This window comes from Bradyrhizobium genosp. SA-3, from assembly GCF_004212635.1.
GTDB lineage: Bacteria > Pseudomonadota > Alphaproteobacteria > Rhizobiales > Xanthobacteraceae > Bradyrhizobium.
On the sequence record NZ_PSRT01000013.1, the window covers coordinates 44,643 to 65,509 of the forward strand.

Here is a 20,867-nt window from a genome sequence, read left to right on the forward strand (position 1 = left end):
GGCATTGACACCGGTCTTGCCAAGCATAAGATAGTGGCGCGTGCCGCCCTTAAAAGGCGGCACGTTTCGTTTTCCGGACCGGTCAATGGTGCGCTGCGCAAGGCACGCCAGGCAGGTCTCAACATCCAAATGCAACATCCAAGTGATGGTCATGACCAACAGCGCCGCGCCGCATCTGCTTCCCGTTTTCGCCAGGGCCGACCTTGGTTTCGAGCGCGGCGAAGGCTGCTGGCTGATCGCGACCAATGGCGATCGCTATCTCGATTTCACGTCGGGCGTTGCGGTGAACGCGCTCGGCCATGCCCATCCCGCGCTGGTCAAGGCATTGCAGGAGCAGGCGACCAAGCTCTGGCACATGTCGAACCTGTTCCAGAGCCCGGATGGCGAACGGCTTGCAACGCGTCTGTGCAACGAGAGTTTCGCGGACTTCGTGTTCTTCTGTAATTCTGGCGCCGAAGCGCTGGAATGCGTAATCAAGGTCGTGCGGCGCTATCACGCCGCAAAAGGCCATCCCGATCGCTATCGCATGATCACCTTCGAGGGCGCCTTCCACGGCCGCACGCTGGCGACGCTGGCTGCGACGGGCTCGGCAAAATATCTCGAAGGTTTCGGCCCGCCGATGGACGGCTTCGACCAGGTCCCGCATGGCGATATCGAGGCCGTGAAGAAGGCGATCGGTCCGCAGACCGCCGGCATCCTGATCGAGCCGATCCAGGGCGAGGGCGGTGTGCGTTCGTCGACGCCCGCCTTCCTCAAGGCGCTGCGTCAGCTCTGCGACGAGAAGGGCCTGTTGCTCGCGTTCGACGAGGTGCAGACCGGCATGGGCCGCACCGGCGATCTGTTCGCGCATCGCCGTCTTGGCGTCACGCCCGACGTGATGTCGCTGGCGAAGGCGCTCGGTGGCGGCTTTCCGATCGGTGCTTGCCTCGCGACTGCGGAAGCGGCCTCCGGCATGACACCCGGCTCGCACGGGTCGACGTTCGGCGGCAATCCGCTCGCGATCTCCGCTGCGAACGCCGTGCTCGACGTCATGCTCAAGCCCGGCTTCTTCGACCACGTGCAGAAGATGTCGCTGCTGCTCAAGCAGAAGCTCGCCTCCGTGATCGATCGCCATTCTGATGTCGTCAGCGAAGTCCGTGGCGAGGGTCTCCTGATCGGCATCAAGGCGGTCGTGCCTTCGGGTGATCTCGTTGCCGCCTTGCGCCACGAAAAACTGCTCACCGTCGGCGCCGGCGACAATGTCGTGCGCTTCCTGCCGCCTCTGATCGTCACCGAAGCCGAGATCGAGGACAGCATCGGGCGGCTCGAGCGCGCCTGCACGGCGATCTCGTCCAGTCAGACCAAGCGGGCGGCAAGCTGATGAGCAAGTCGCCAAAGCACTTCCTCGACATCAACGAGCTCCCGCTATCGGAGCTCAAGCGCATGCTGGCCGCATCCTCCGCCATGAAGGCGAAGCAGAAGGCGCATCAGCCGGTCAGGCCGCTCGAAGGCAAGACGCTGGCGATGATCTTCGAGCGCCCCTCGACGCGGACGCGGGTGTCGTTCGACGTCGCCATGCGCCAGCTCGGCGGCGAGCCCATCATGCTCACCGGCGCCGAAATGCAGCTCGGCCGCGGCGAGACCATCGCCGACACCGCGCGCGTGCTGTCGCGCTATGTCGACGCCATCATGATCCGCATCCTCAATCACGAGGCGCTGCTGGAGCTTGCGGCCTATGCGACCGTGCCCGTCATCAACGGCCTGACGCGCCGTTCGCACCCTTGCCAGGTGATGGCCGACCTCATGACCTACGAGGAGCATCGCGGCCCGATCGAGGGCAAGACGGTGGCCTGGACCGGTGACGACAACAACGTGCTGGCGTCCTGGGCCCACGCCGCCGAGCGCTTCAAATTCCAGCTCAACGTCGCAACGCCCCCGGAGCTCGCGCCGAAGAAGGCGATGCGCGACTGGATCAAGACGACCAATGCGCCGATCGTGCTCGGCACCGATCCGGAAGCCGCCGTGCGCGGTGCCGATTGCGTCGTCACCGACACCTGGGTGTCAATGGGCGACAAGGAAGGCGAGCACCGCCACAACGTGCTCAAGCCCTACCAGGTCAATGCCAAGCTGATGTCGCTGGCCAAGTCCGATGCGCTGTTCATGCACTGCCTGCCCGCCCATCGCGGCGAGGAGGTCACGGATGACGTGATCGACGGCCCGCAATCGGTCGTGTTCGACGAGGCCGAAAACCGCCTGCACGCGCAGAAGGGCATTCTGGCCTGGTGCTTTGACGCGGTGAAGTAGGCGGGACGGTAGATTATTTATTGGTCGTCCCGGCGAAGGCCGGGACCCATACCGCGTGGTCTTTCTCGTGGCAGGCTGGTGGAGGCAACTAGTCTTCGCCAAACCTGCACTTGTGGTTATGGGTCCCGGCCTTCGCCGGGACGACATCGAGTTTGCGGTAATGTCGGGCAATCATAGCTGCGTCCGGAACACGCCGCCTCGCACCCCTTCCAATCCTCCACCTCCGACCCCAGATAGAGCGCCATGGTTTTCCAATCCCCTGACATGAAAACCGGGCTAGAAGGCCCGGTTCGCGCGCCATCAGCAGTTCCGATCGATGACGCCGTGCTGCCCTACGAGGTCGATGCGCTCGACGTGCGTGGCCGCCTGGTGCGGCTCGGCCCGGCGCTCGACGACATCCTCACCAAGCACGATTATCCCGCCCCCGTCGGCAAGCTGCTCGGCGAGGCCATCGTGCTGACGACGTTGCTCGGCTCGGCGCTGAAATTCGAGGGCCGCTTCATCCTTCAAGCTCAGACCGACGGTCCGGTGTCGTTCCTGGTCGTCGACTACATGGCGCCGGATCGTCTGCGCGCCTATGCGCGCTTCGATGCTGCGCGCCTCGGTGACGCCAGGGATTCAGGGACGCTGCTCGGCCGCGGCCATCTCGCCATGACCATCGACCAGGGTCCCGACATGAGCCGTTACCAGGGCCTGGTCGCGCTCGACGGCGGCGGCCTCGAAGAGGCCGCCCACGAATATTTCCTGCGCTCCGAGCAGATCCCGACGCGCGTGCGCCTCGCGGTCGGCGAGGAATGGCGCAGTAGCGACGGCGGCAAGCATCGCTGGCGCGCCGGCGGCATGCTGATGCAGTTTTTGCCGAAGGCGCCGGAGCGCGCGCGGCAGGCCGATTTGCATCCCGGCAACGCGCCCGAAGGCACCGAGGTGCACAGCGTCGCGGAAGACGACGCCTGGGTCGAGGCGCGCTCGCTGATCGAGACCGTCGAGGACGTCGAGTTGATCGATCCCGAGCTGTCCGGTGAGCGGCTGCTGTTCCGCCTCTTCCACGAGCGCGGCGTGCGCGTGTTCAAGCCGTTGTCGCTCAAACCGCAATGCTCCTGCTCGCGCGATGCGGTCGCGTCCATGCTGAAGAGTTTTTCGCCGGACGACCGCGCCGCCATGGTTAAGGACGACAAGGTCGTCGTCACCTGCGAGTTCTGCTCGTCGGTCTACCAGTTCACCCCGCACGAGGCGGGCGTGGAGAACGCGTAGGCCCCCATTTCCCGTCATTGCGAGCGCAGCGAAGCAATCCAGAAATGCATCCGCGGTGTCAGTCTGGATTGCTTCGTCGCAAGGGCTCCTCGCAATGACGAGTTTGGGGCACGCTCGCGCCTCATTCTCGCTGGATCGCCCGGCTTGACCGGGCGATCCAGTACTCTGAGACGGCGCTGATTGAACCGATAGGCCGCGGCGTACTCGCCGGAGCCTGTCATCGGGCTCGCCGAAGGCGAGACCCGGTGGCGGGGCATGACAGCGGTGGGCGTCGCCGCACCGCCCCTAATTCAACACCCGCTTGTAGTCCGGGCTGTCCAGCGAGAACGTCGGCACGTCGATCTCGAAGCGCTCGCCGCTTTCGCTGACCATCTGGTAGCGGCCGGTCATGAAGCCGGAGGCCGTCGTGAGCGGCACGCCGGAGGTGTATTCGAAGCGCTCGCCGGGGGCCAGGATCGGCTGCTCGCCGACGACGCCCTCGCCCTTCACCTCCTGCTGGCGGCCGGAGGCGTCGGTGATGATCCAGTGCCGCGTCTTCAGCTGCACGGTCTCGTCGCCGGAATTGGTGATGACGATGGTGTAGGACCAGAAATAGCGGGAGCGGTCGGCCGACGACTGCTCCGGAACAAAGTTCGGCTCGACGGTCACTTCGATCTGGCGGGTCACGGCGCGGTACATGATGCTATCATACCGAAATCCGCCCAGGGAACCAAACGCTGGAGGCGACTTTGGCGACATCGTCCCGCCAGAATTCGCGGGGAAGGACTCCCCAAGGGAAGACACCCTTATGTGATCCAGCCGCTTTGCGGGACGACGGCCGGACCGGTAAACTCCATTGAACGTCGCGATTTGCGGAAGGGTTTTTGGCCCCCGATGACCATTGCCGACCAAGTGACGGGATCGACGATCGCGGGAACCGCGGATGCTAAACCCGCAGGCACCAAGCCGCGGGCCGCCGCGCCGGCCATCACGCTGCCGGCCATCGGCGAGCGTGAGCTCCGGCTCGATCTGTTCCGCGGGCTGGCGCTGTGGCTGATCTTCATCGACCATCTGCCAACCAGCCTGCTGACCTGGTTCACCATCCGCAATTACGGCTTCAGCGACGCCACCGAGATATTCATCTTCATCTCCGGCTACACCGCCGCCTTCGTCTACGGCCGGGCAATGCTGGAGAGCGGCGTCGTTATCGCCACCGCGCGCATCCTGCGGCGCGTCTGGCAGATCTACGTCGCCCACGTCTTCCTGTTCACGATCTTCCTCGCCGAAATTTCCTATGTGGCGACCAGCTTCGAGAACCCGCTCTACACCGAAGAGATGGGCATCATGGATTTCCTCAAGCAGCCCGACGTCACCATCGTGCAGGCGCTGCTGCTTCGCTTCCGGCCCGTCAACATGGACGTGCTGCCGCTCTACATCGTGCTGATGCTGGCGCTGCCGTTGATCCTGTGGTCGATGAAGTGGAAGCCCGACGTCACGCTCGGCCTCTCGGTCGTGCTCTACGCGGTGACCTGGGAATACGACCTCTACTTCTCGGCCTATCCGAACGGCTTCTGGGCGTTCAATCCGCTGGCCTGGCAATTGCTTTTCGTCTTTGGTGCATGGTGTGCGCTCGGAGGTGCGCGACGCATGTCGCGCATTCTGGCCTCACCGGTGACAATGTGGATTGCGATCGCTTATCTGGTCGCGGCGTTCTACGTGACGTTGACCTGGTACGTGCCGCAGCTTGGTCACCTCATGCCGAAGCGCATCGAGCAGTGGATGTATCCGATCGACAAGACCGATCTCGACGTGCTGCGCTTCACCCATTTCCTGGCGCTGGCCGCGCTCACCGTGCGCTTCCTGCCGCGGACCTGGCCGGGCTTGAAATCGCGCTGGCTGCGGCCGCTGATCCTGTGTGGGCAGCATTCCCTCGAGATCTTCTGTCTCGGCGTCTTCCTGGCTTTCGCCGGCCATTTCATCCTGGCCGAGGTCTCCGGCGGCGCAGCCATGCATGCGTTGATTAGTCTCTCCGGAATCCTGATCATGTGGGGGGTGGCCTGGGTCATTTCGTGGTACAAGAGCGTGGCTGACAAGAGCGGTGCGAAAACCAAAAACGCCGTCGGCAACGCCGATCTGGCGGGAGGGGGCTGATGAAGGCGAAGGTTCTCCTGAGCCTGATCCTGCTATGCGGTGGTCTCGCCGCGCCCATGGCGCGCGCGGGCGATGCTGCGTCTGCTGCTCCGGCCGCGCCCGCGGCCTGCGAATTGCCGTCCTATCTGCTCACCAGCGAGAGCCGGCTGCCCAAGGTCGCCGGCGCCGTCAAGGCCGGCAAGCCGCTCGAGATTCTGGTCATCGGCAGCCGCTCGACCACGATTCCTTCCTCGGAGAGCAGCTCATATCCGGCGCGCCTGGAGGTGAACCTCAAGGACAAGCTGCCGCCCTCGGAAGCGGTGCACGTCTCCGTAGAAATACAGAGCAAGAGGACGGCACAGGAGACCGCCGCCACCTTCGTTAAGCTGATGGAAGCAAAAACGCCTACTTTGGTCATCTGGCAGACCGGGACCGTGGATGCTATCCGATCCATCGATCCCGACGAATTTCGCAGTGCAGTAACCGAAGGGGTTACTGCGTTGCAAAAGACAGGGGCTGACGTCGTCTTGATGAATTTGCAGTACAGCCCGCGCACCGAAACCATGATCGCGGCGCAGCCTTTTCTCGATAATATGCGCGTGGTGGCGCAGGAGCACGACATCCCGCTGTTCGACCGTTTCGCGATCATGCGGCAGTGGAATGATCAGGGCCAGTTCGACCTGTTCAACCCGTCCCGCGGGCCTGAGCTGGCGAAACAGGTTCATGATTGCCTTGGCCGGGCGTTGGCACAATTCGTGATCGACGCTGCCCATCTGGAGCCGGCCCAGCAGCAAAATTGAGGTCTAGCGTTAATGAGTTCTCTCCGCCCTTTTTGTCTGAGGTCATGGCTGGCTGCGCCCGCAGCAGCAATGCTGCTGGTGCTGGCACCCGCTTCGCAGCCGCGCGCGCAGACGCAAGCCGCACAGGCGACGCCCGCGCCCGCGCAGCCGGCTGATCCCGCTTCCGCACCGCCCTCCCAAACCACCGTCGCCGCGACGTCGCCCGAGCAGCGAGGCATCACGGCGCGCACCATCGACAAGGTGAAGGAGGTCGCAAAGTCCGCCGGCGACATCTTCAGCCGCGTGCCATGCCTGCCGCCGAAAGGCGGCTCGAAGGCGATGGGCACGCTGCCGCATGTCGCAAGCAAGCTCGTCGCCGGCCAGCCCGTCGTCATCGTCGCGTTCGGCTCGTCGTCGACCGCGGGATTCGGTGCGAGCTCGCCGGAGTTCAATTATCCGAACCGTCTCGCCGCGCAGCTGCGCCGGCAATATCCGAGCGCCGACATCACCGTCGTCAATGCCGGCGTTGGTGGCGAGGATGCGCCCGAGATGATGAAGCGCCTTCAGACGCAGGTGATCGACGTGCATCCGGATATGGTGATCTGGCAGGTCGGCACCAACGCCGTACTGCGCAACCTCGATCCCGGCGATACCGCAAAGCTGGTCGAGGACGGGATCAGCCGTATCCAGGCTGCGGGCGGCGCCGACATCGTGCTGGTCGATCCGCAATATTCGCCGGCGGTCAACCGGCGCGCCGAGAGCGCCGGCAAGATGGTGAAGCTGCTCGGCAAGGTCGCCGAGCTCCGTCACGTCGGCATCTTCCCGCGCTTCGAGGTGATGCGCGAATGGCACGAGAAGCAGGCGATCCCGGTCGAGGGCTTCGTCATCGCCGACGGCCTGCACATGAACGATTGGGGCTATGCCTGCTTCGCCCAGCTCCTCGGCGACGACATCATCCACTCCGTCGGCCAGATCAAGCTCGGTGTGAACGTGCCCGCGGACGTGCGGGCGTATCGGCCGATGTAGGTATAGGTGCCGTAGGGTGGGCAAAGGCGCGCTCTTCGCGCGCCGTGCCCACCATCTATCGGCAGTGTAATCGTGAATGGTGGGCACGCTTCCGCCTTCGCTCTTCGAGCTACGGCGGACAAGTCGCTTTGCCCACCCTACGAGTCCGAGCCCTTGGCTCGCTCACGCCTTCTCCAGCGCCGCGGTCAGATCCTCGATCAGATCGTCCGCATGCTCGAGCCCGGCGGAGAAGCGGATGAAGCCCTCGCTGATGCCGAGCGCGGCGCGATCTTCCGGCTTCAGACGCTGATGCGTCGTGGTCGCCGGATGCGTGACGAGGCTCTTGGCGTCGCCGAGATTGTTGGAGATCTTCGCCAGCTTCAATTCATTGAGCACGCGGAATGCGGCCTGCTTGCCGCCCTTGACCTCGAAGCCGACCAGCGTCGAGCCGCCGCGCATCTGCTTCTTCACCAGCGCCGCCTGCGGGTGATCGGCGCGGCCGGGATAGACCAGCCGCGAGACCTTCGGGTGGCTGGCCAGCACCTCGGCAATGCGCGCCGCGTTGTCGGTCTGCGCGCGCACACGCACGCCCAGCGTCTCCAGGCCCTTGAGCAGGACCCAGGCGTTGAACGGCGAGATCGACGGGCCGGTCTGGCGCATGAAATTGTGGATGTGCTCGGCGATGAAGGCTTCCGAGGACAGGATGATGCCGCCCAGACACCGGCCCTGGCCGTCGATGTGCTTGGTCGCGGAATAGACCACGACGTCGGCCCCGAGCGCGAGCGGGCTCTGCCAGATCGGCGTTGCGAACACGTTGTCGACGACGAGCCGCGCGCCACCCTTGTGCGCGATCTCGGCGATCCCGGGGATGTCGAGCACATCTAACGTCGGATTGGTCGGGCTCTCCAGGAAGAACGTCTTGGTGTTGGGCTTGAGCGCCCGCTGCCACTGGTCGAGATCGAGCCCGTCGACCAGCGTGGTCTCGATGCCGTAGCGCGGCAGCAAGTCCTGCACCACATAGAGGCAGGAGCCGAACAGCGCCCGCGAGGCCACCACATGATCGCCCGCCTTCAGCGGCGCCAGGATCGCGGTCGTCACCGCCGCCATGCCGGTTGCGGCCGAGCGGGCCGCCTCGGCGCCTTCGAGCTCGATCATGCGGCGCTCGAACATCGCGATGGTTGGGTTGGAGTAGCGCGAATAGATGAAGCCGGGATCCTCGCCCTTGAACCGCGCCTCGCACTCCTCGGCGCTGTTGTAGACGTACCCTTGCGTCAGGAACAGCGCCTCAGAGGTCTCGCCATATTGCGAGCGCAGGGTGCCGGAATGGACCAGGCGGGTTTCGGGACGGTAAGTGGCAGGCGACTTCGACATAGGACCCTCCGACATGACCGTCGAGCGAAAACGGTCACAAAAAAACCGGCCTGGATATCTCCACGGGCCGGGATCACAGAGGTCCCCGGCCTGTTTAGCGACTTATTTAACGTGGCTGCAAGCCGGCCGGCTCAAATCACCACGGGATAAGTGATGCTCATATTCCGCAATGCCCTTTCCGTCAAGGCGTCCATCGGATAGCCGTAAAAGGCTAGTATTTCCCGTATGTCGGGATGCGTTGCCCCCTTGCTGAGGATCCCCGGTTGACGTTCACGGTCGCTGCCGACGCCAATGGTATCCTGCCCGACCGCATGATCGCGGCGATGGCGGAGGCGGGGCTCATCCTGCCCGCCTACGACTTCGTCGAAAGCCAGATCCAGCCGGCGAGCCTCGATTTGCGCCTCGGCGACATCGCCTATCGCGTCCGCGCCAGCTTCCTGCCGGGTCCCGGCGCCACCGTCGCCGAACGCATCGACGAATTGAAGCTGCACGAGTTCAGCTTGGCCGACGGCGCGGTGCTGGAGACCAACTGCGTCTACATCGTGCCGCTGCTGGAAAGCCTCGCGCTGCCGCCGGAGATCGTCGCGGCGGCGAACCCCAAGAGCTCGACCGGCCGGCTCGACGTCTTCACCCGCGTGATCGCCGATGGTACCCGCCGCTTCGACATGATCGGCGCCGGCTATCACGGCCCGCTCTATGCCGAGATCAGTCCGAAGACGTTTCCGGTGCTGGTGCGCGAGGGCTCACGCCTGTCGCAGGTGCGCTTCCGCACCGGCGACGCCATCCTCAATGCCGACGAGCTCGATGCGCTGCATGCCGCCGAGCGCCTGGTCGACATCGACGATGCTGATCTGTCCGGTGGCGTCGCCGTCTCAGTCGACCTGTCGGGTGAGAAAGCGAACGGCTTCGTCGGTTATCGCGCCAAGCGCCACACCGGCGTCGTCGACGTCGACCGCCGCTCCGGCTATGCAGTGGAAGATTTTTGGGAGCCGATCTCGGCCCGTCCCGATGGCAGCCTGATCCTCGATCCCGGCGAGTTCTACATCCTCGCCTCCAAGGAAGCCGTGCAGGTGCCGCCCGACTACGCCGCGGAGATGGTGCCGTTCGATCCCCTGGTCGGCGAATTCCGCGTGCACTACGCCGGATTCTTCGATCCCGGTTTCGGCTATGCCGGCGCTGGCGGGCAAGGCGCGCGCGCCGTGCTGGAGGTGCGCTCGCGCGAAGTGCCCTTCATTCTCGAGCACGGCCAGATCGTCGGCCGCCTCGTCTACGAAAAGATGCTGGCGCGTCCCGATGCGATGTACGGCCAGCGCATCGGCTCGAACTACCAGGCGCAGGGCCTCAAACTATCGAAGCATTTTCGGGTGTAGCCCGATCCTGTAGCCCGGATGGAGCGCAAGCGTAATCCGGGAGTTCCCTCGCTTGTGGCACCAATCCCGGATTACGCTTCGCTCCATCCGGGCTACATTCCGGCGAGGTGACGAGATGGCCGATCAATCCGAACTCGATGCAAACATCCTCGACGACGTCGCGGACGCGCTGATCTATTCGGATCGCTCCGGCACGATCACACGCTGGAACCGCGCATCGTCCGCGCTGTTCGGCTTCACCGCCGCGGAAGCGCTCGGCCAGAATCTCGATCTGATCATTCCCGAGCATCTGCGCGCCGCGCACTGGAAGGGTTTTGAGGCTGCGCTTGCCAGCGGCACGATGAAGCTTGCAGGGCGTCCGACACTGACACGCGCGCTGCACAAGAGCGGACGCAAGCTCTACATCGAGATGACCTTCGCGCTGGTGCGCGATGCCGCTGGAGCGGTGCAGGGATCGGTGGCGATGGCACGCGACGTGACGGAACGCGTCGAGCGCGAGCGCGCGGCCAAGGCCACGCAAAATTCGTGATGCGGAATTGACGGGCCGCCGTGCAGGGCGGCCTGCATGCGCGTCATGTTGCCTGTCACCGGGTGCAGTGACACACTCGATCGAAACAACGATCGGGAGCGAACATGACCGCCGCATCAGACACAGCGCAGGAAGCCCAATGGAAACGCTGGCGCGCGGTCGCGGATCTCTATCACGCCTACTTCACGGGCCTGATCCTCACCGTTGTCACGCGGCGCGGCACGGCGGATGCCGCTGAATTCGTCTTCCGCGTGTTCCGCCGCCAGCAGCAGGAGCGCTTCCTGCCGGGGCTCGAAAAGCTCGGCCTCCGTCATCTGCCGCCGGCGGTGGCTGCTGCGCAATATCACTATCTCTCCAACTGGATCGGCGGCGTGCATGTCGAATACATGTATGAGAGTGATCGCAAAGCCTGGATCCGCTATCCTCCGCCGCGCTGGATCTGGAAGGGCACCGCGATCTGCGGCGTGCCCGGCGAGGTCAGCCGCGCGATGCTGCGTGGCTGGCACGCCAACAACGGCGTCGCGCTCGGCGATCTCCGCCTCGGCTTCGTCTGCACCAAGCAGAGCGTCGATGGCCAGGATGGGCTCGAAGGCTATTACCATCAATACGACCATCCACTCGAGCTCGATCAGCGCCTGGTGTTCGCGCGGCATCTGGAGGCCCCTACGTTCGATGCGAAGACCGCGCCGGCTTTGCCGGTTGCGAGCTGGCCGAAACCGCGGCTGGAAAAAGCATATCGCAACTACGCAATGGAATATGTCCGCACCGCCGCGCCGGTGATGGTGCAGCTGTTCGGCCCGGAAGATGCCGGCTACCTCCTGCATCTCACCGGCAAGCTGATCGGCATGCAATATTTCGACGAGGTCGCAGCGGCGTTGTCGATGAGCCGCGGTGATGCGCGCGAATTCGCATCGTTCCTGAACGCGCTGTTCGCCGCGCAGGACGATGCGGCCGAGAGCTCGCAATCCGAAGGCGCCATCGCAATCCGTCAGCAGAGCTGGAAGCTGATGGACGACGTCGCCGACTATCACCCCGCCTGCGCGAAGGTGCTGGAAGGACTGTTCGAAGGCCTCGCCGCGGGATGCGGGCGGCACATCGGTGTGCACATGCGCACCGCGAAGAGCGGTCGCGCGCCGCTGGTGTGGACGATCGAATAGATCACGTTGTTGCCGCGCACTTCGCCTCTCCCCGCCTGCGGGGAGAGGCCGGAATTTGCGAAAGCAAATTCCGGGTGAGGGGGAGTCTCCGCGAGTCCATGTGTCACTGCCTTTGCCGCAGCAGCCCCTCACCCCAGCCCCTCTCGCCGTAGGAACGGGGAGAGAGAAGGAAAGCCGCTGCCGCAGGGCACTCCTGCGCCTGACGCAGGAGGAATCGGCGCGCAGCGTGCTAACAAGCGCCTGTTGCGCTTTCCGCGCGAAGAAATCGATTGGCACACCTGTTCATTGCCGCGCCGCAATTGGCGCTTGTGCCCGGGAGAGGACATGTCCGACATCGCCGAAATCCCGGTCGATGCACAGGAGCGCCCGCTGCCGCCGCGTCCGCGGCCGGTCAGAAGCGCGCTGACCGACGGCCCGATCCTGCGCACGCTGTTGGGACTCGCCTGGCCGAACGTGATCGGATTGTCGGCCGGCATGTGCGTGGTGATCGCCGAGACCTCTTATGTCGGTCGGCTCGGTGTCGAGGCCCTGGCCGCGATGGCGCTGGTGTTTCCGACTGTGATCCTGACCATGACCATGTCGGGCGGCGCCATGGGCGGCGCGGTGGCCTCCGCCATCGCGCGTGCGCTCGGCGCCGGGGATCGCGAGCGCGCCGGAACGCTCGCCGTACACGCGATGCTGATCGGCATCAGCTTCGGTCTCGTCTTCATGCTGGTCATGCTGATCTTCGGGCCGCGCCTGCTGGAATTGCTCGGCGGCCGCGGCAATGTGCTGACCCACGCAATCGCCTATACGCAGGTGTTCTTCGGCGGCGCGGTGCTGCCGTGGCTGCTCAACACCCTGGCTGGCGTCCTGCGTGGCACCGGCAACATGAAGCTGCCGTCGCTGCTGATCCTCAACTCGGCGGCCTGGCAGGTCGTGCTCGGGGGCACGCTCGGCCTCGGGCTCGGACCGGTACCGCAGCTCGGCATGCGCGGCGTCGCGGCCGGCGCGCTGATCGCTTATTCCATGAATATCTGCATCATGGGCTGGTATCTGTTCTCCGGCCGCGCCCGCATCGCGCCGAGGCTGCGCGGCTTGCGCGTCCAATGGGCGATGTTTTTCGACATCCTGAAGGTCGGCGCCATCGCCTGCTTCTCGCCGCTGCAATCGGTGCTGACCATCTCGATCTTCACCCACATGCTGGCGAAGTTCGGCACCGCGATTCTCGCCGGCTACGGCATCGGCGCGCGGCTGGAATTTTTGCTGACCTCGATCGCGTTCTCGTTCGGCATTGCCTGTGTGCCAATGGTCGGGATGGCGATCGGCGCGGGCCGCATCGCGCGCGCCCGGCGCATCACCTGGATCGCCAGTGCTGCCGCTTTCGTGGCGGTCGGCGCGCGGCATGCCTCGTTGCGACCTTCCCCGATCTCTGGGTCAACATCTTCACCGACAGCGTCGCCGTGCGCGCAGCGAGCCATCAATATCTGTCGACGGTCGGACCGTTCTACGCCTTCTTCGGCCTTGCCACGACGATGTATTTCTCCTCGCAAGGCGCCGCCAAGGTGATCGGGCCGGTGCTGGCGCAGACAGCGCGGCTGATCTACATCGCAGCTGTCGGCTGGTGGCTGTCGACGCACGGCGCCACCGTGCAGAGCTTCTTCTGGCTGGCCGCAAGCTCGATGGTCGTGCTCGGCCTGCTGTCGTGCTCCAGCGTGGTGCTGACCCGCTGGGGACCGCGCGAGACGAAACCTGCGATCAGGCCAGCTCTGTCAGGTGCTGCCGACTAGCGATGCCTATGGCGGCGATGGCCGCCACCGCCGCCGGTGTTGGCGAGCCGCATCAATTGCGGGATCATCGCCATCATCTCGCCGCCACCGAGCATGCCCGTGATGTCGCCGCCGCCCATGCCGCCGAGCCCGCCGCCGCCATTCTCCATCATGCGGCTCATCATCGGGCCCATGGTCTGCATCAGCATGGCGAAGCGGCGCTTGCCCATCTTTGCCTTCATCATCTCCAGCATCGGGGCCATCTGGGCCATCATGTCCTCGCCGCTGGCACCGCCACCGCCGCCAAAACCTGCGAACTGCGCCTTCGCCGGCGTGCTCGCGATCGACAACAACAGCAGCACGGCGGCCGCCTGACAGATCACCTTGTCCGCACCTCTCATGGCATGCTCCTCGCGTGCGTGGCTCCGCCGGGAGAGCGGAGCCAACCGGGCGCACGTCGCCATGGTTACGGCTGGCGAGGGCGGAGCTCTGTGAGAAGGCTCACAGAGGATGATCAGGCCGCCGCGGGAGGAAACGCTCTGTGCAAGGCGGTCACGGCTTCGCTGGTCTGCCCCTGAACATAAGGCGCAAGCTCGTTCGGCAACATGTCGATGGTCCAAACCAGGCGACACCGCGTCTCACCATCGGCAATCACCTGCACCGAGGCGCTGTAGTGCTTCAGTCGCTCGTTGTTGATGGCGTAGACCAGCCGTCGCCGCGCGTCGTCGCAATCGACCAGCACCTCGCGTGCCACCGAGCCATTGGCGAAGGTGACGATGCGTGCATCGCCGTCGAGCGTGCAGGCGGTGACGAAGCCCGGCACCAGCCGCTGATGCAGCGCGCCGAAATCGCGCACCGCGTCCCAGACATCGTGCGCGGAGGCGGGAAGGGGAATGTCATTGTGGATGGAGGCCATCGGTGTTTCCTCAAATGCAGTATTGGTAGGGTGGGCAAAGGCGCATAGCGCCGTGCCCACCGTTTGTCGGCATTGTCGCGAGCAGTTGGTGGGCACGCTTTCGCTTTGCCCACCCTACGAAATCTCGTAAGCGGCTAAAGCTCACACGCAAACCGCCTCGACATTGTTGCCATCAGGGTCGATCAGGAACGCCGCATAATAGGTCGGGCTGTAATCCTTGCGCGGGCCGGCGCCGCCATTGTCGCGACCGCCGTTCTTCAGGCCTTCGCTGTGGAACGCCTTCACCGCGTCATGGTCCTTGGCGCGAAACGCGATGTGGGCGCCGTCGGCCTTGCGTACCTTGTTCAGATGCAGCCACAGCGCCGGCTCGCCCTTCGGCCCGAAGCCGGCATAGCCGTCGCCGCTCGAGCACAGGACATGGCCGAGCGGCGCCAGCACCGCGGTGTAGAAGCGCGTGGCGGCGTCGAGATCGGCAACGCGCAATCCGATGTGGTCGTACATGTTCGTCTCCATTTGCAAAGCGCGCCGCAACTGGCGCGCGCCGGAGCCGAAGCTAGTCGAGGGGAGGTGGGACGCTCTTGGAAAATCTTGCGCTCGGTGGCCGGTTAGGTCGCCGGCGTCTCCGCCTGCCACCGGATCACCCGCTTCAGATGATGGACCTGGACCCACATGTTGGCTCCGATCACACTGACCGTTGCGACGATCAACGCCGTGAGCTTCTGCGGTTTATGGAGGGCGAGGACGAGCAGGAACGCGGACAGGACCGCCGTGACGCCGAAGCTGGACCAGAGCCCGATGAGGCGTGGTGCAAACCAGGTCGGCTTCCCATCGGGGCCCCATTGCATCGGAATCTTGCGGCAGCTGATCTGGCGGCCGTAGTAGACGGCGCAGCCCGCGATGAAGGCGAGCCCCACGGCAAGCGCGATCAGCGCGGCCGCAATCACGTTATCTGAGGCACTGTCCATCTGCCGGCTCGTCGCATTGAAGAGGCGTTGATTCGCCCTTCGGTTGTAGTACCGCGCGATGTGCCGCGAGCGCCAGCGCGTCGCGCCTGTCTGGTCAACAGACTGTTACCTGCAACGCGCCGCACCTGTCTCAGTTGAGGACGAGGCGTTCCCCAAAAATGCTGCGTTCCCCCTTCGAGGCCTGACGGAACTTGGTTGGCGACACGCCCGCGGCGCGGTGGAAGGTGCGGACGAAGTTGGAAAGGTCGCCAAAGCCGACGTCATAAGCGATGTCGGTGACCGCGATGTCTTCATCAGTGAGCAGCCGCGCGGCGTGCCGCAGGCGCGAGCGCACCAGATATTGATGCGGGGTGACACCGAGCACGCTCGAGAACAGTCGCAGGAAATGGAATGGGCTGAGGCCCACTTGCCGCGCGGCCTGTTCCAGGTCGACTTCGGATTGCGAATTGTCATCGATCCACAGCGCAGCTTCCACCGCGCGCCGGCGGTCGCGCGCGGTCGGCGGTGCCTGCTTGCGCGCCTTACCCGAGGCGACATCGACAAAACGACCGGCCAGGATGTGACCGATTTCGTCGAGGCCGATGTCGCTGTTGCCATCTGCCGCCGTCTGGGCGAGCTCACCGAACACCATCAGCTCGGGCAGCGGCGGCGTCGCGCCGATCTGCCAGACCTCGCGACGTCCGCCGAGGGCGTCGACCAGATCCTCACTGAGGAAAAAGCACAGGCAGACGTCGCCGGACACGTGCTCATGCGTGCAGGTGTATTCCTCGCCGGGGGCGCCGACCAGCATCGAGCCCGCCACAAGCTCGAAGAAGCCGGCGCGGCAATGGCAGCCAAAGCTGCCCGAACGGACATAGGCGATGGAATGGCCGGTGCGGCATTCGGCAAACGGCGTGTCGTCCGGTCCTGCATCGCAGCGAAACTCGGAGACGGTCATCGAGCGTGTCGTCAGTAGCGTGGTCGCGTCCATGCCGCCTTATCTAGGCATGATCCGGAAAAGTGTTAGCGGTTTTCCGACGAGAGCATGCCAAAAACAAAACTGAGGTGCGATCAGATCGCACTTTAGGTGGACGGTCTCGGCGGGGTAACGGGCAGCAGCACCTCGAACAGCGTCTTGCTGGCGACGGGATGAGCGCCCTCGAGCGCCAGAAGCCGCCGCTTGGAGATCACGCCGCCGTAAGGCGAGAGCCGGTCGGTATAGTTGCCGGCCTCCAGCACCCGGTGGCAGGGCACGATCAGCATGTAGGGATTTTTCGCGATCGCTGCGCCACCGAATGTGCGGCACCGGAGGCGCCGAGCGCCTTGGCGACCTCGTGATAGGTGCGTGTCTCCCCGCGCGGAATGGTGCAAGCAAATTCGTAGACGCGCCGGTTGAAGCCGGGCACGCCGCCAGCGTCCAGGCTGACATCGGGAAAATCGGGGTCGCTGCCTTGCAGCAGACCTACGATGCCCTCGATCGCAAGCTCGGCGTTTTCGGACGGCCGCTGCTCGCGCGCCTCGGGATGGATCTGGAAAATCCGGCGGCGGGTGTCGATCTCCCGCGCCTCCGGCAATTGCACGGCGACCACGCCGGTGCTGCTCCAGATGATGCCACAGCGCCCTATGGCCGTGTCGAATATCGCATAAGCACGCCCCACCATGCACACGCCCCACTCAGTGCACGTTTCTCCCCAGACCGGCGATCATAACACCGCCACAATCCGGCGCACCTGGAATCTTGCCAAAACGTTAAGAAGCGTCAGGCCGGCCGCGCCAAAGCGCTTGGCGCGCGGCGCCGTCTCGGCTAGTCAGGAAGGGCGCAAGCTGCGCATCCGCGGGCGTAGTTCAATGGTAGAACGGCAGCTTCCCAAGCTGCATACGAGGGTTCGATTCCCTTCGCCCGCTCCAAGCTTTTCCAGTTCCGGCGAATCTCGACCGCTGCACGGCTAGTTCGACAGGCTCCGCAAAAACTCCACGAGCGCCGCGTTCACCTCCGCCGGCCGCTCCTGCTGCGTCCAGTGTCCGCAGCCCGGCAGCATCTTGATCTCGCGGAGCTGCGGCACCCATTGTCGCATGTTGGCGAGATGCTCGGCGGCGCCGGGGAAGGCAAGGACCATGTCATGGTCGCCAGCGATGAAGAGCGAGGGCACGACCACCTTCACGCCCTCGAAGGCACCCATCAGCTCCCAGTTGCGATCGATGTTGCGGTAGTAATTGAGCGGCCCGCGAAATCCGCTGCGGGCAAATTCGGCGCCATAATGGTCGAGGTCGGCGCCGTTCAGCCATGAGGGCAGCGGCACCTGCACCTTCGGCAGCATGCCGTCCTTGCGCGAGACCATCCCGATGCCAACAGTCCTGCCGGCGCGCTCGGCATTGGCGCGGATCGCTGCCGCCCCTTCGCCGGAACCGCCGAAGAGCATGGCGCCGAGTGTTGCGCGCGGATCCCTTTCGAATTCCGCTTCGGCGACACCCGGCTCCTGAAAGTACAGCTGATAGAACTGCGCATCCGCCGTCTGCGGCATGACGCTGGTCGGCCGCACTGGGCTGCGTGGGCGATAGGGTACGCTGAGGATGGCGGCAGCACGGAAGCGATCGGGCCGAAGGCGCGCCGTGTGCCAGGCGATTGTCGCGCCCCAGTCATGCCCGACGATAACGGCGTCCTTGGCCTCGAACGCGTCGAGCACGCCGACGAGATCGCCGACCATGTGGAAGAACGTATACTGGTCGATCGCTTCCGGCCGGTCGCTCTTGCCGTAGCCGCGCATGTCGGGCGCGACAGCGCGGTAGCCGGCCGCTGCCAGCGCCTCGAGCTGGTGACGCCAGGAGTACCAGCCTTCCGGAAAGCCGTGGCAGAGCAGCACCATTGGCCCCTCGCCCTGCTCGGCGACGTTGAGGCTGATGCCGTTGGCCTTGATCGTCCGCTGCGTCGGTTCGCCCATGTCGTCGCCTCCCTGACATGATTGTTGGGAGCATCCTAATCGGGCCTCAGGGCTGCGCAAAGATTCTAATATATTGCACTGTCGTTCCCGGCGTTCGCCTCTCGCCCAGCCTAGGCTCTTGCCCAGGCGGCATGCGGTCCTTGCGCCGGGCAACGCTTGGATGAAGGCCAGGGCTGAAAAAATGGACCAGCAGAAACTCGATCGCGCGATCGGTCGCCGCCTGAAGACGCTGAGGACGCAGGCGGGCATGACGTTGAACGAACTCGCGGCGCGCTCAGGCGTCAGCCGGGCCATGATCGGGCGGGTGGAGCGGGCGCAGAGCAGCGCGACAGCCGCGCTGCTCGGAAAACTCTGCGCGGCGCTGGACGTGTCGCTGAGCGATGTCGTCGCGCTGGCCGAGAAGCCGCCGGAGCGGCTGGTGCGGCTTGCCGACCAGCCGCATTGGCGCGATCCCGACAGCGGCTATCGGCGGCGTCATGCCTCGCCGCCGGATGCGGCAAGCGGCATCGAGATCATCGTCGTCGACCTGCCGGCCGGCGCCCGTGTTTCCTACAGTCCCTGGGGTCGCAACGCCTTCACCCAGCAACTGTTGATGCTGGAGGGCGCCATCGCGGTGCATATCGATGCCAAGGCGGTGCGGCTGCGCGAGGGTGATTGCCTGGACTTTGACGTGATGCGCGCGGTGATGTTCGAGAACGAGACCCGGCAGGATGCACGCTACGTCATCATCACGCGACGCGGCGCCTCCTACGGCAAGATGTGATGGCACTGACGCGATCCGAGACGCTGGAGTGAAGCCTTGACGATGCAGATCCGCACCGGCGACACCTTCGATCCCCGCGTCATCGCGCTGCTCGATCATCACGTCACGGCGGCGCGGGCGCAGACCGCGCCGGGTAGCGCCCATGCACTCGATCTCGCGGGGCTTCGCGCGCCTGACATCGCGTTCTGGACCAGCTGGGACGGCGAGACGCTGGTCGCCACCGGCGCGCTGAAGATGCTTTCGGCTCGTCACGGCGAGGTGAAGTCGATGCACACACTGCAGACCACGCGCCGGCGCGGCTTCGGCGGCCAGATGCTCCGCCACATCATGGCGCAAGCCCGCATGCGCGGCATGACGCGGCTCAGCCTGGAGACCGGCTCCTGGGATTATTTCAAGCCCGCGCACGCCCTCTACCAGGTCCACGGCTTCGTCGCCTGCGGTCCGTTCGGGTTCTATGTCGAGGACCCCAACAGCCTGTTTCTGACGCTCGACCTGACCACCAGCTGAGCTTGCGACCGGCGCGAGGCGCATCCAGTCTCAACCTCTTCGCACTGTTCGTGGGAGCTGTGGCGGGGAGGAAAATGACCGCACCCCTCAAAATGAGTTGCGTACCTCAAAACACCTCTGCTAGCCTTCAGCCATGGCCGAGACGCTCACCCCGACTGCGCTGACGCTGAAGGACATCGCCCGCGAGGCCGGCGTCAGCCTCGCGACGGTCGACCGCGTCCTGCACAACCGTCCGGGCGTCCGGCCGGACACGGTCCGGCGCGTCAGGGAAGCGATCGAGCGCAATTCGTTCCAGCCACACGTCGCCGCCGCAGAGCTCGCCCGCAGCCGCGTCCGGCGCTTCGCCTTCGTGATGCCGTCGGGGCCGAATCCGTTCATGCAGCAAATCGAAGCCTATCTCGGCGAAATGTCGGCCTGGCTGTCGGCCCGCCGCCTCAGCGTCGAGATGGTCGCAACCGACGTGTTCGACCCCTCCGCGCTCGCGGCCTCACTGGAGGCGCTGTCGGGCGATTACGACGGCATCGCCGTGGTGGCGCTGGACCATCCAGGCGTCCGCGCCGCCATCAACGATCTCGTCGATGCCGGCACCAAGGTGGTGACGCTGGTCTCCGACGTGCCGTCCTCGCGCCGCCATCATTATGTCGGCATCGACAACATCGCTGCGGGTCGCACCGCAGGCGCGCTGGTCGGGCGGCTGGTCGGCCAGAGGTCCGGCAAGGTCGCGATCGTCGCGGGCTCGCAGGGCCTGCGCGACCACGCCGAGCGCATCTTCGGCTTCAACCAGGTGATGGCGACGGAATTCCCCGATCTTAGCATGCTGCCGGTGCTGGAAGGGCGCGACGAGGACGAGCGTTCGGAGCAATTGCTGGGGCGGCTGTTCGGCAGGCATGCTGACATTGTCGGCCTTTATAATGTCGGCGCCGGCACGCAAGGTGTGGCCAAGGCTTTGACCGATGCCGGCCGCGACAAGCAGGTGGTGTTCGTCGGGCACGACGTCACCGCGTTGACACGGCGGCTGCTGTTGCAGGGCGTGATGGATGCGGCGATCTCGCAGAACCCTGGCCATGAAGCGCGTGCGGCCGTGCGCGTTCTGCTCGCGCTCGCCCGCGGCGAGCCGATCTTGCGCGAACAGGAGAAGATCAGGATCGACATCGTGATGCGGGACAATCTGCCCTAGCGGCAGGTGGATTTCGAAA

At 65.0% G+C, this 20,867-nt stretch carries 20 protein-coding genes, 1 tRNA gene, 2 pseudogenes and 1 riboswitch; of the genes and pseudogenes, 14 read left to right on the forward strand and 9 right to left on the reverse strand.

The features are described from left to right. The first annotated feature begins 151 nt into the window (after positions 1 to 151). The 3 genes from CWO91_RS06255 to CWO91_RS06265 all read left to right on the forward strand — a co-directional run bounded on the left by CWO91_RS06255 (position 152) and on the right by CWO91_RS06265 (position 3,534). Positions 152 to 1,360, forward strand: a complete 1,209-nt coding sequence (locus CWO91_RS06255; RefSeq protein WP_165405257.1) for an aspartate aminotransferase family protein — start codon at positions 152 to 154, stop codon at positions 1,358 to 1,360. Further along, positions 1,360 to 2,283 (forward strand): ornithine carbamoyltransferase, encoded by a 924-nt coding sequence (gene argF, locus CWO91_RS06260; RefSeq protein ID WP_091884961.1) that lies wholly within the window; start codon positions 1,360 to 1,362, stop codon positions 2,281 to 2,283. The genes CWO91_RS06255 and argF overlap by 1 nt, the downstream gene beginning before the upstream one ends. A gap of 243 nt (positions 2,284 to 2,526) precedes the next feature. After that, a complete protein-coding gene (locus tag CWO91_RS06265) occupies positions 2,527 to 3,534 on the forward strand; it encodes an Hsp33 family molecular chaperone (RefSeq protein ID WP_130212681.1) in 1,008 nt (335 codons plus the stop codon). Positions 3,535 to 3,819: 285 nt separating this feature from the next. Here CWO91_RS06265 and apaG read toward each other — a convergent pair whose 3' ends face one another. After that, a complete protein-coding gene (gene apaG, locus CWO91_RS06275; protein WP_128936886.1) occupies positions 3,820 to 4,212 on the reverse strand; it encodes a Co2+/Mg2+ efflux protein ApaG in 393 nt (130 codons plus the stop codon). Between the two features lie 195 nt (positions 4,213 to 4,407). Here apaG and CWO91_RS06280 point away from each other — a divergent pair, with 195 nt between their 5' ends. The 3 genes from CWO91_RS06280 to CWO91_RS06290 are packed head-to-tail and all read left to right on the forward strand — an operon-like array spanning position 4,408 to position 7,448. Continuing rightward, on the forward strand, positions 4,408 to 5,664 hold the full coding sequence (locus tag CWO91_RS06280) for an OpgC domain-containing protein (RefSeq protein WP_130212683.1): 1,257 nt from the start codon (positions 4,408 to 4,410) through the stop codon (positions 5,662 to 5,664). Further along, on the forward strand, positions 5,664 to 6,443 hold the full coding sequence (locus CWO91_RS06285; protein ID WP_130212684.1) for an SGNH/GDSL hydrolase family protein: 780 nt from the start codon (positions 5,664 to 5,666) through the stop codon (positions 6,441 to 6,443). The genes CWO91_RS06280 and CWO91_RS06285 overlap by 1 nt, the downstream gene beginning before the upstream one ends. Before the next feature lie 12 nt (positions 6,444 to 6,455). Beyond that, positions 6,456 to 7,448, forward strand: coding sequence for an SGNH/GDSL hydrolase family protein (locus tag CWO91_RS06290; RefSeq protein WP_130212685.1), 993 nt, complete (start codon positions 6,456 to 6,458; stop codon positions 7,446 to 7,448). 162 nt (positions 7,449 to 7,610) lie between these two features. Here the strand turns inward: CWO91_RS06290 and CWO91_RS06295 are convergent, their stop codons facing one another. Further along, on the reverse strand, positions 7,611 to 8,798 hold the full coding sequence (locus tag CWO91_RS06295; RefSeq protein WP_165405258.1) for an O-succinylhomoserine sulfhydrylase: 1,188 nt from the start codon (positions 8,796 to 8,798) through the stop codon (positions 7,611 to 7,613). A 73-nt stretch (positions 8,799 to 8,871) separates the two neighbouring features. Beyond that, positions 8,872 to 8,951: riboswitch (SAM riboswitch) on the reverse strand. Between the two features lie 80 nt (positions 8,952 to 9,031). On the opposite strand from CWO91_RS06295, the gene CWO91_RS06300 reads away from it, so the two are divergent. From CWO91_RS06300 to CWO91_RS06315, 4 genes and pseudogenes are all read left to right on the forward strand, one after another. Further along, entirely contained in the window at positions 9,032 to 10,168 is a 1,137-nt protein-coding gene (locus CWO91_RS06300) for a 2'-deoxycytidine 5'-triphosphate deaminase (protein ID WP_130212687.1), read from the forward strand. Between the two features lie 115 nt (positions 10,169 to 10,283). After that, on the forward strand, positions 10,284 to 10,697 hold the full coding sequence (locus tag CWO91_RS06305; protein ID WP_130212688.1) for a PAS domain-containing protein: 414 nt from the start codon (positions 10,284 to 10,286) through the stop codon (positions 10,695 to 10,697). Positions 10,698 to 10,801: 104 nt separating this feature from the next. Beyond that, the gene (locus tag CWO91_RS06310) at positions 10,802 to 11,854 is read left to right on the forward strand and encodes a hypothetical protein (protein ID WP_130212689.1); all 1,053 of its coding nucleotides are present in this window, start codon (positions 10,802 to 10,804) and stop codon (positions 11,852 to 11,854) included. Positions 11,855 to 12,178: 324 nt separating this feature from the next. After that, a pseudogene (locus CWO91_RS06315) lies at positions 12,179 to 13,623 on the forward strand (MATE family efflux transporter). On the opposite strand, the gene CWO91_RS06320 reads toward CWO91_RS06315, so the two are convergent. From CWO91_RS06320 to CWO91_RS06345, 6 genes and pseudogenes are all read right to left on the reverse strand, one after another. Then, positions 13,620 to 14,003, reverse strand: a complete 384-nt coding sequence (locus tag CWO91_RS06320) for a hypothetical protein (protein ID WP_165405260.1) — start codon at positions 14,001 to 14,003, stop codon at positions 13,620 to 13,622. The pseudogene CWO91_RS06315 and the gene CWO91_RS06320 sit on opposite strands and share 4 nt — an antisense overlap. Positions 14,004 to 14,116: 113 nt before the next feature. Continuing rightward, positions 14,117 to 14,518: an SRPBCC family protein gene (locus CWO91_RS06325; protein ID WP_130212691.1), complete on the reverse strand. Its 402-nt coding sequence runs from the start codon at positions 14,516 to 14,518 to the stop codon at positions 14,117 to 14,119. A 141-nt stretch (positions 14,519 to 14,659) separates the two neighbouring features. Then, entirely contained in the window at positions 14,660 to 15,019 is a 360-nt protein-coding gene (locus CWO91_RS06330; protein WP_165405261.1) for a VOC family protein, read from the reverse strand. A 104-nt stretch (positions 15,020 to 15,123) separates the two neighbouring features. Next, complete coding sequence (locus tag CWO91_RS06335) at positions 15,124 to 15,483, reverse strand: hypothetical protein (protein WP_130212693.1); 360 nt, start codon at positions 15,481 to 15,483, stop codon at positions 15,124 to 15,126. A gap of 130 nt (positions 15,484 to 15,613) precedes the next feature. Next, positions 15,614 to 16,453 (reverse strand): helix-turn-helix transcriptional regulator, encoded by an 840-nt coding sequence (locus CWO91_RS06340; protein ID WP_130212694.1) that lies wholly within the window; start codon positions 16,451 to 16,453, stop codon positions 15,614 to 15,616. Positions 16,454 to 16,545: 92 nt separating this feature from the next. Beyond that, a pseudogene (locus CWO91_RS06345) lies at positions 16,546 to 17,123 on the reverse strand (methylated-DNA--[protein]-cysteine S-methyltransferase). 173 nt (positions 17,124 to 17,296) lie between these two features. Here CWO91_RS06345 and CWO91_RS06350 point away from each other — a divergent pair. After that, positions 17,297 to 17,370, forward strand: a tRNA-Gly gene (locus CWO91_RS06350). Between the two features lie 38 nt (positions 17,371 to 17,408). Here CWO91_RS06350 and CWO91_RS06355 read toward each other — a convergent pair. Further along, positions 17,409 to 18,401 (reverse strand): alpha/beta fold hydrolase, encoded by a 993-nt coding sequence (locus tag CWO91_RS06355; protein WP_130212695.1) that lies wholly within the window; start codon positions 18,399 to 18,401, stop codon positions 17,409 to 17,411. Between the two features lie 181 nt (positions 18,402 to 18,582). Between CWO91_RS06355 and CWO91_RS06360 the strand changes: the two genes are divergently transcribed. The 3 genes from CWO91_RS06360 to CWO91_RS06370 all read left to right on the forward strand — a co-directional run bounded on the left by CWO91_RS06360 (position 18,583) and on the right by CWO91_RS06370 (position 20,848). Beyond that, entirely contained in the window at positions 18,583 to 19,164 is a 582-nt protein-coding gene (locus tag CWO91_RS06360) for a helix-turn-helix domain-containing protein (RefSeq protein WP_128942033.1), read from the forward strand. A gap of 42 nt (positions 19,165 to 19,206) precedes the next feature. After that, positions 19,207 to 19,671 carry a GNAT family N-acetyltransferase gene (locus CWO91_RS06365; RefSeq protein ID WP_165405266.1) on the forward strand — a complete coding sequence of 155 codons (465 nt, stop codon included), beginning with the start codon at positions 19,207 to 19,209 and terminating at the stop codon, positions 19,669 to 19,671. Positions 19,672 to 19,804: 133 nt separating this feature from the next. Continuing rightward, positions 19,805 to 20,848 (forward strand): LacI family DNA-binding transcriptional regulator, encoded by a 1,044-nt coding sequence (locus tag CWO91_RS06370; RefSeq protein WP_130212697.1) that lies wholly within the window; start codon positions 19,805 to 19,807, stop codon positions 20,846 to 20,848. Positions 20,849 to 20,867: the final 19 nt, after the last annotated feature.

Bases quoted from the DNA above. Each gene is read 5' to 3' on its own strand.
- CWO91_RS06255 (WP_165405257.1), top strand. From the start codon at position 152: ATGACCAACAGCGCCGCGCCGCATCTGCTTCCCGTTTTCGCCAGGGCC.
- argF (WP_091884961.1), top strand. From the start codon at position 1,360: ATGAGCAAGTCGCCAAAGCACTTCCTCGACATCAACGAGCTCCCGCTA.
- CWO91_RS06265 (WP_130212681.1), top strand. From the start codon at position 2,527: ATGGTTTTCCAATCCCCTGACATGAAAACCGGGCTAGAAGGCCCGGTT.
- apaG (WP_128936886.1), bottom strand. From the start codon at position 4,212: ATGTACCGCGCCGTGACCCGCCAGATCGAAGTGACCGTCGAGCCGAAC.
- CWO91_RS06280 (WP_130212683.1), top strand. From the start codon at position 4,408: ATGACCATTGCCGACCAAGTGACGGGATCGACGATCGCGGGAACCGCG.
- CWO91_RS06285 (WP_130212684.1), top strand. From the start codon at position 5,664: ATGAAGGCGAAGGTTCTCCTGAGCCTGATCCTGCTATGCGGTGGTCTC.
- CWO91_RS06290 (WP_130212685.1), top strand. From the start codon at position 6,456: ATGAGTTCTCTCCGCCCTTTTTGTCTGAGGTCATGGCTGGCTGCGCCC.
- CWO91_RS06295 (WP_165405258.1), bottom strand. From the start codon at position 8,798: ATGTCGAAGTCGCCTGCCACTTACCGTCCCGAAACCCGCCTGGTCCAT.
- CWO91_RS06300 (WP_130212687.1), top strand. From the start codon at position 9,032: ATGCGTTGCCCCCTTGCTGAGGATCCCCGGTTGACGTTCACGGTCGCT.
- CWO91_RS06305 (WP_130212688.1), top strand. From the start codon at position 10,284: ATGGCCGATCAATCCGAACTCGATGCAAACATCCTCGACGACGTCGCG.
- CWO91_RS06310 (WP_130212689.1), top strand. From the start codon at position 10,802: ATGACCGCCGCATCAGACACAGCGCAGGAAGCCCAATGGAAACGCTGG.
- CWO91_RS06320 (WP_165405260.1), bottom strand. From the start codon at position 14,003: ATGAGAGGTGCGGACAAGGTGATCTGTCAGGCGGCCGCCGTGCTGCTG.
- CWO91_RS06325 (WP_130212691.1), bottom strand. From the start codon at position 14,518: ATGGCCTCCATCCACAATGACATTCCCCTTCCCGCCTCCGCGCACGAT.
- CWO91_RS06330 (WP_165405261.1), bottom strand. From the start codon at position 15,019: ATGTACGACCACATCGGATTGCGCGTTGCCGATCTCGACGCCGCCACG.
- CWO91_RS06335 (WP_130212693.1), bottom strand. From the start codon at position 15,483: ATGGACAGTGCCTCAGATAACGTGATTGCGGCCGCGCTGATCGCGCTT.
- CWO91_RS06340 (WP_130212694.1), bottom strand. From the start codon at position 16,453: ATGGACGCGACCACGCTACTGACGACACGCTCGATGACCGTCTCCGAG.
- CWO91_RS06355 (WP_130212695.1), bottom strand. From the start codon at position 18,401: ATGGGCGAACCGACGCAGCGGACGATCAAGGCCAACGGCATCAGCCTC.
- CWO91_RS06360 (WP_128942033.1), top strand. From the start codon at position 18,583: ATGGACCAGCAGAAACTCGATCGCGCGATCGGTCGCCGCCTGAAGACG.
- CWO91_RS06365 (WP_165405266.1), top strand. From the start codon at position 19,207: ATGCAGATCCGCACCGGCGACACCTTCGATCCCCGCGTCATCGCGCTG.
- CWO91_RS06370 (WP_130212697.1), top strand. From the start codon at position 19,805: ATGGCCGAGACGCTCACCCCGACTGCGCTGACGCTGAAGGACATCGCC.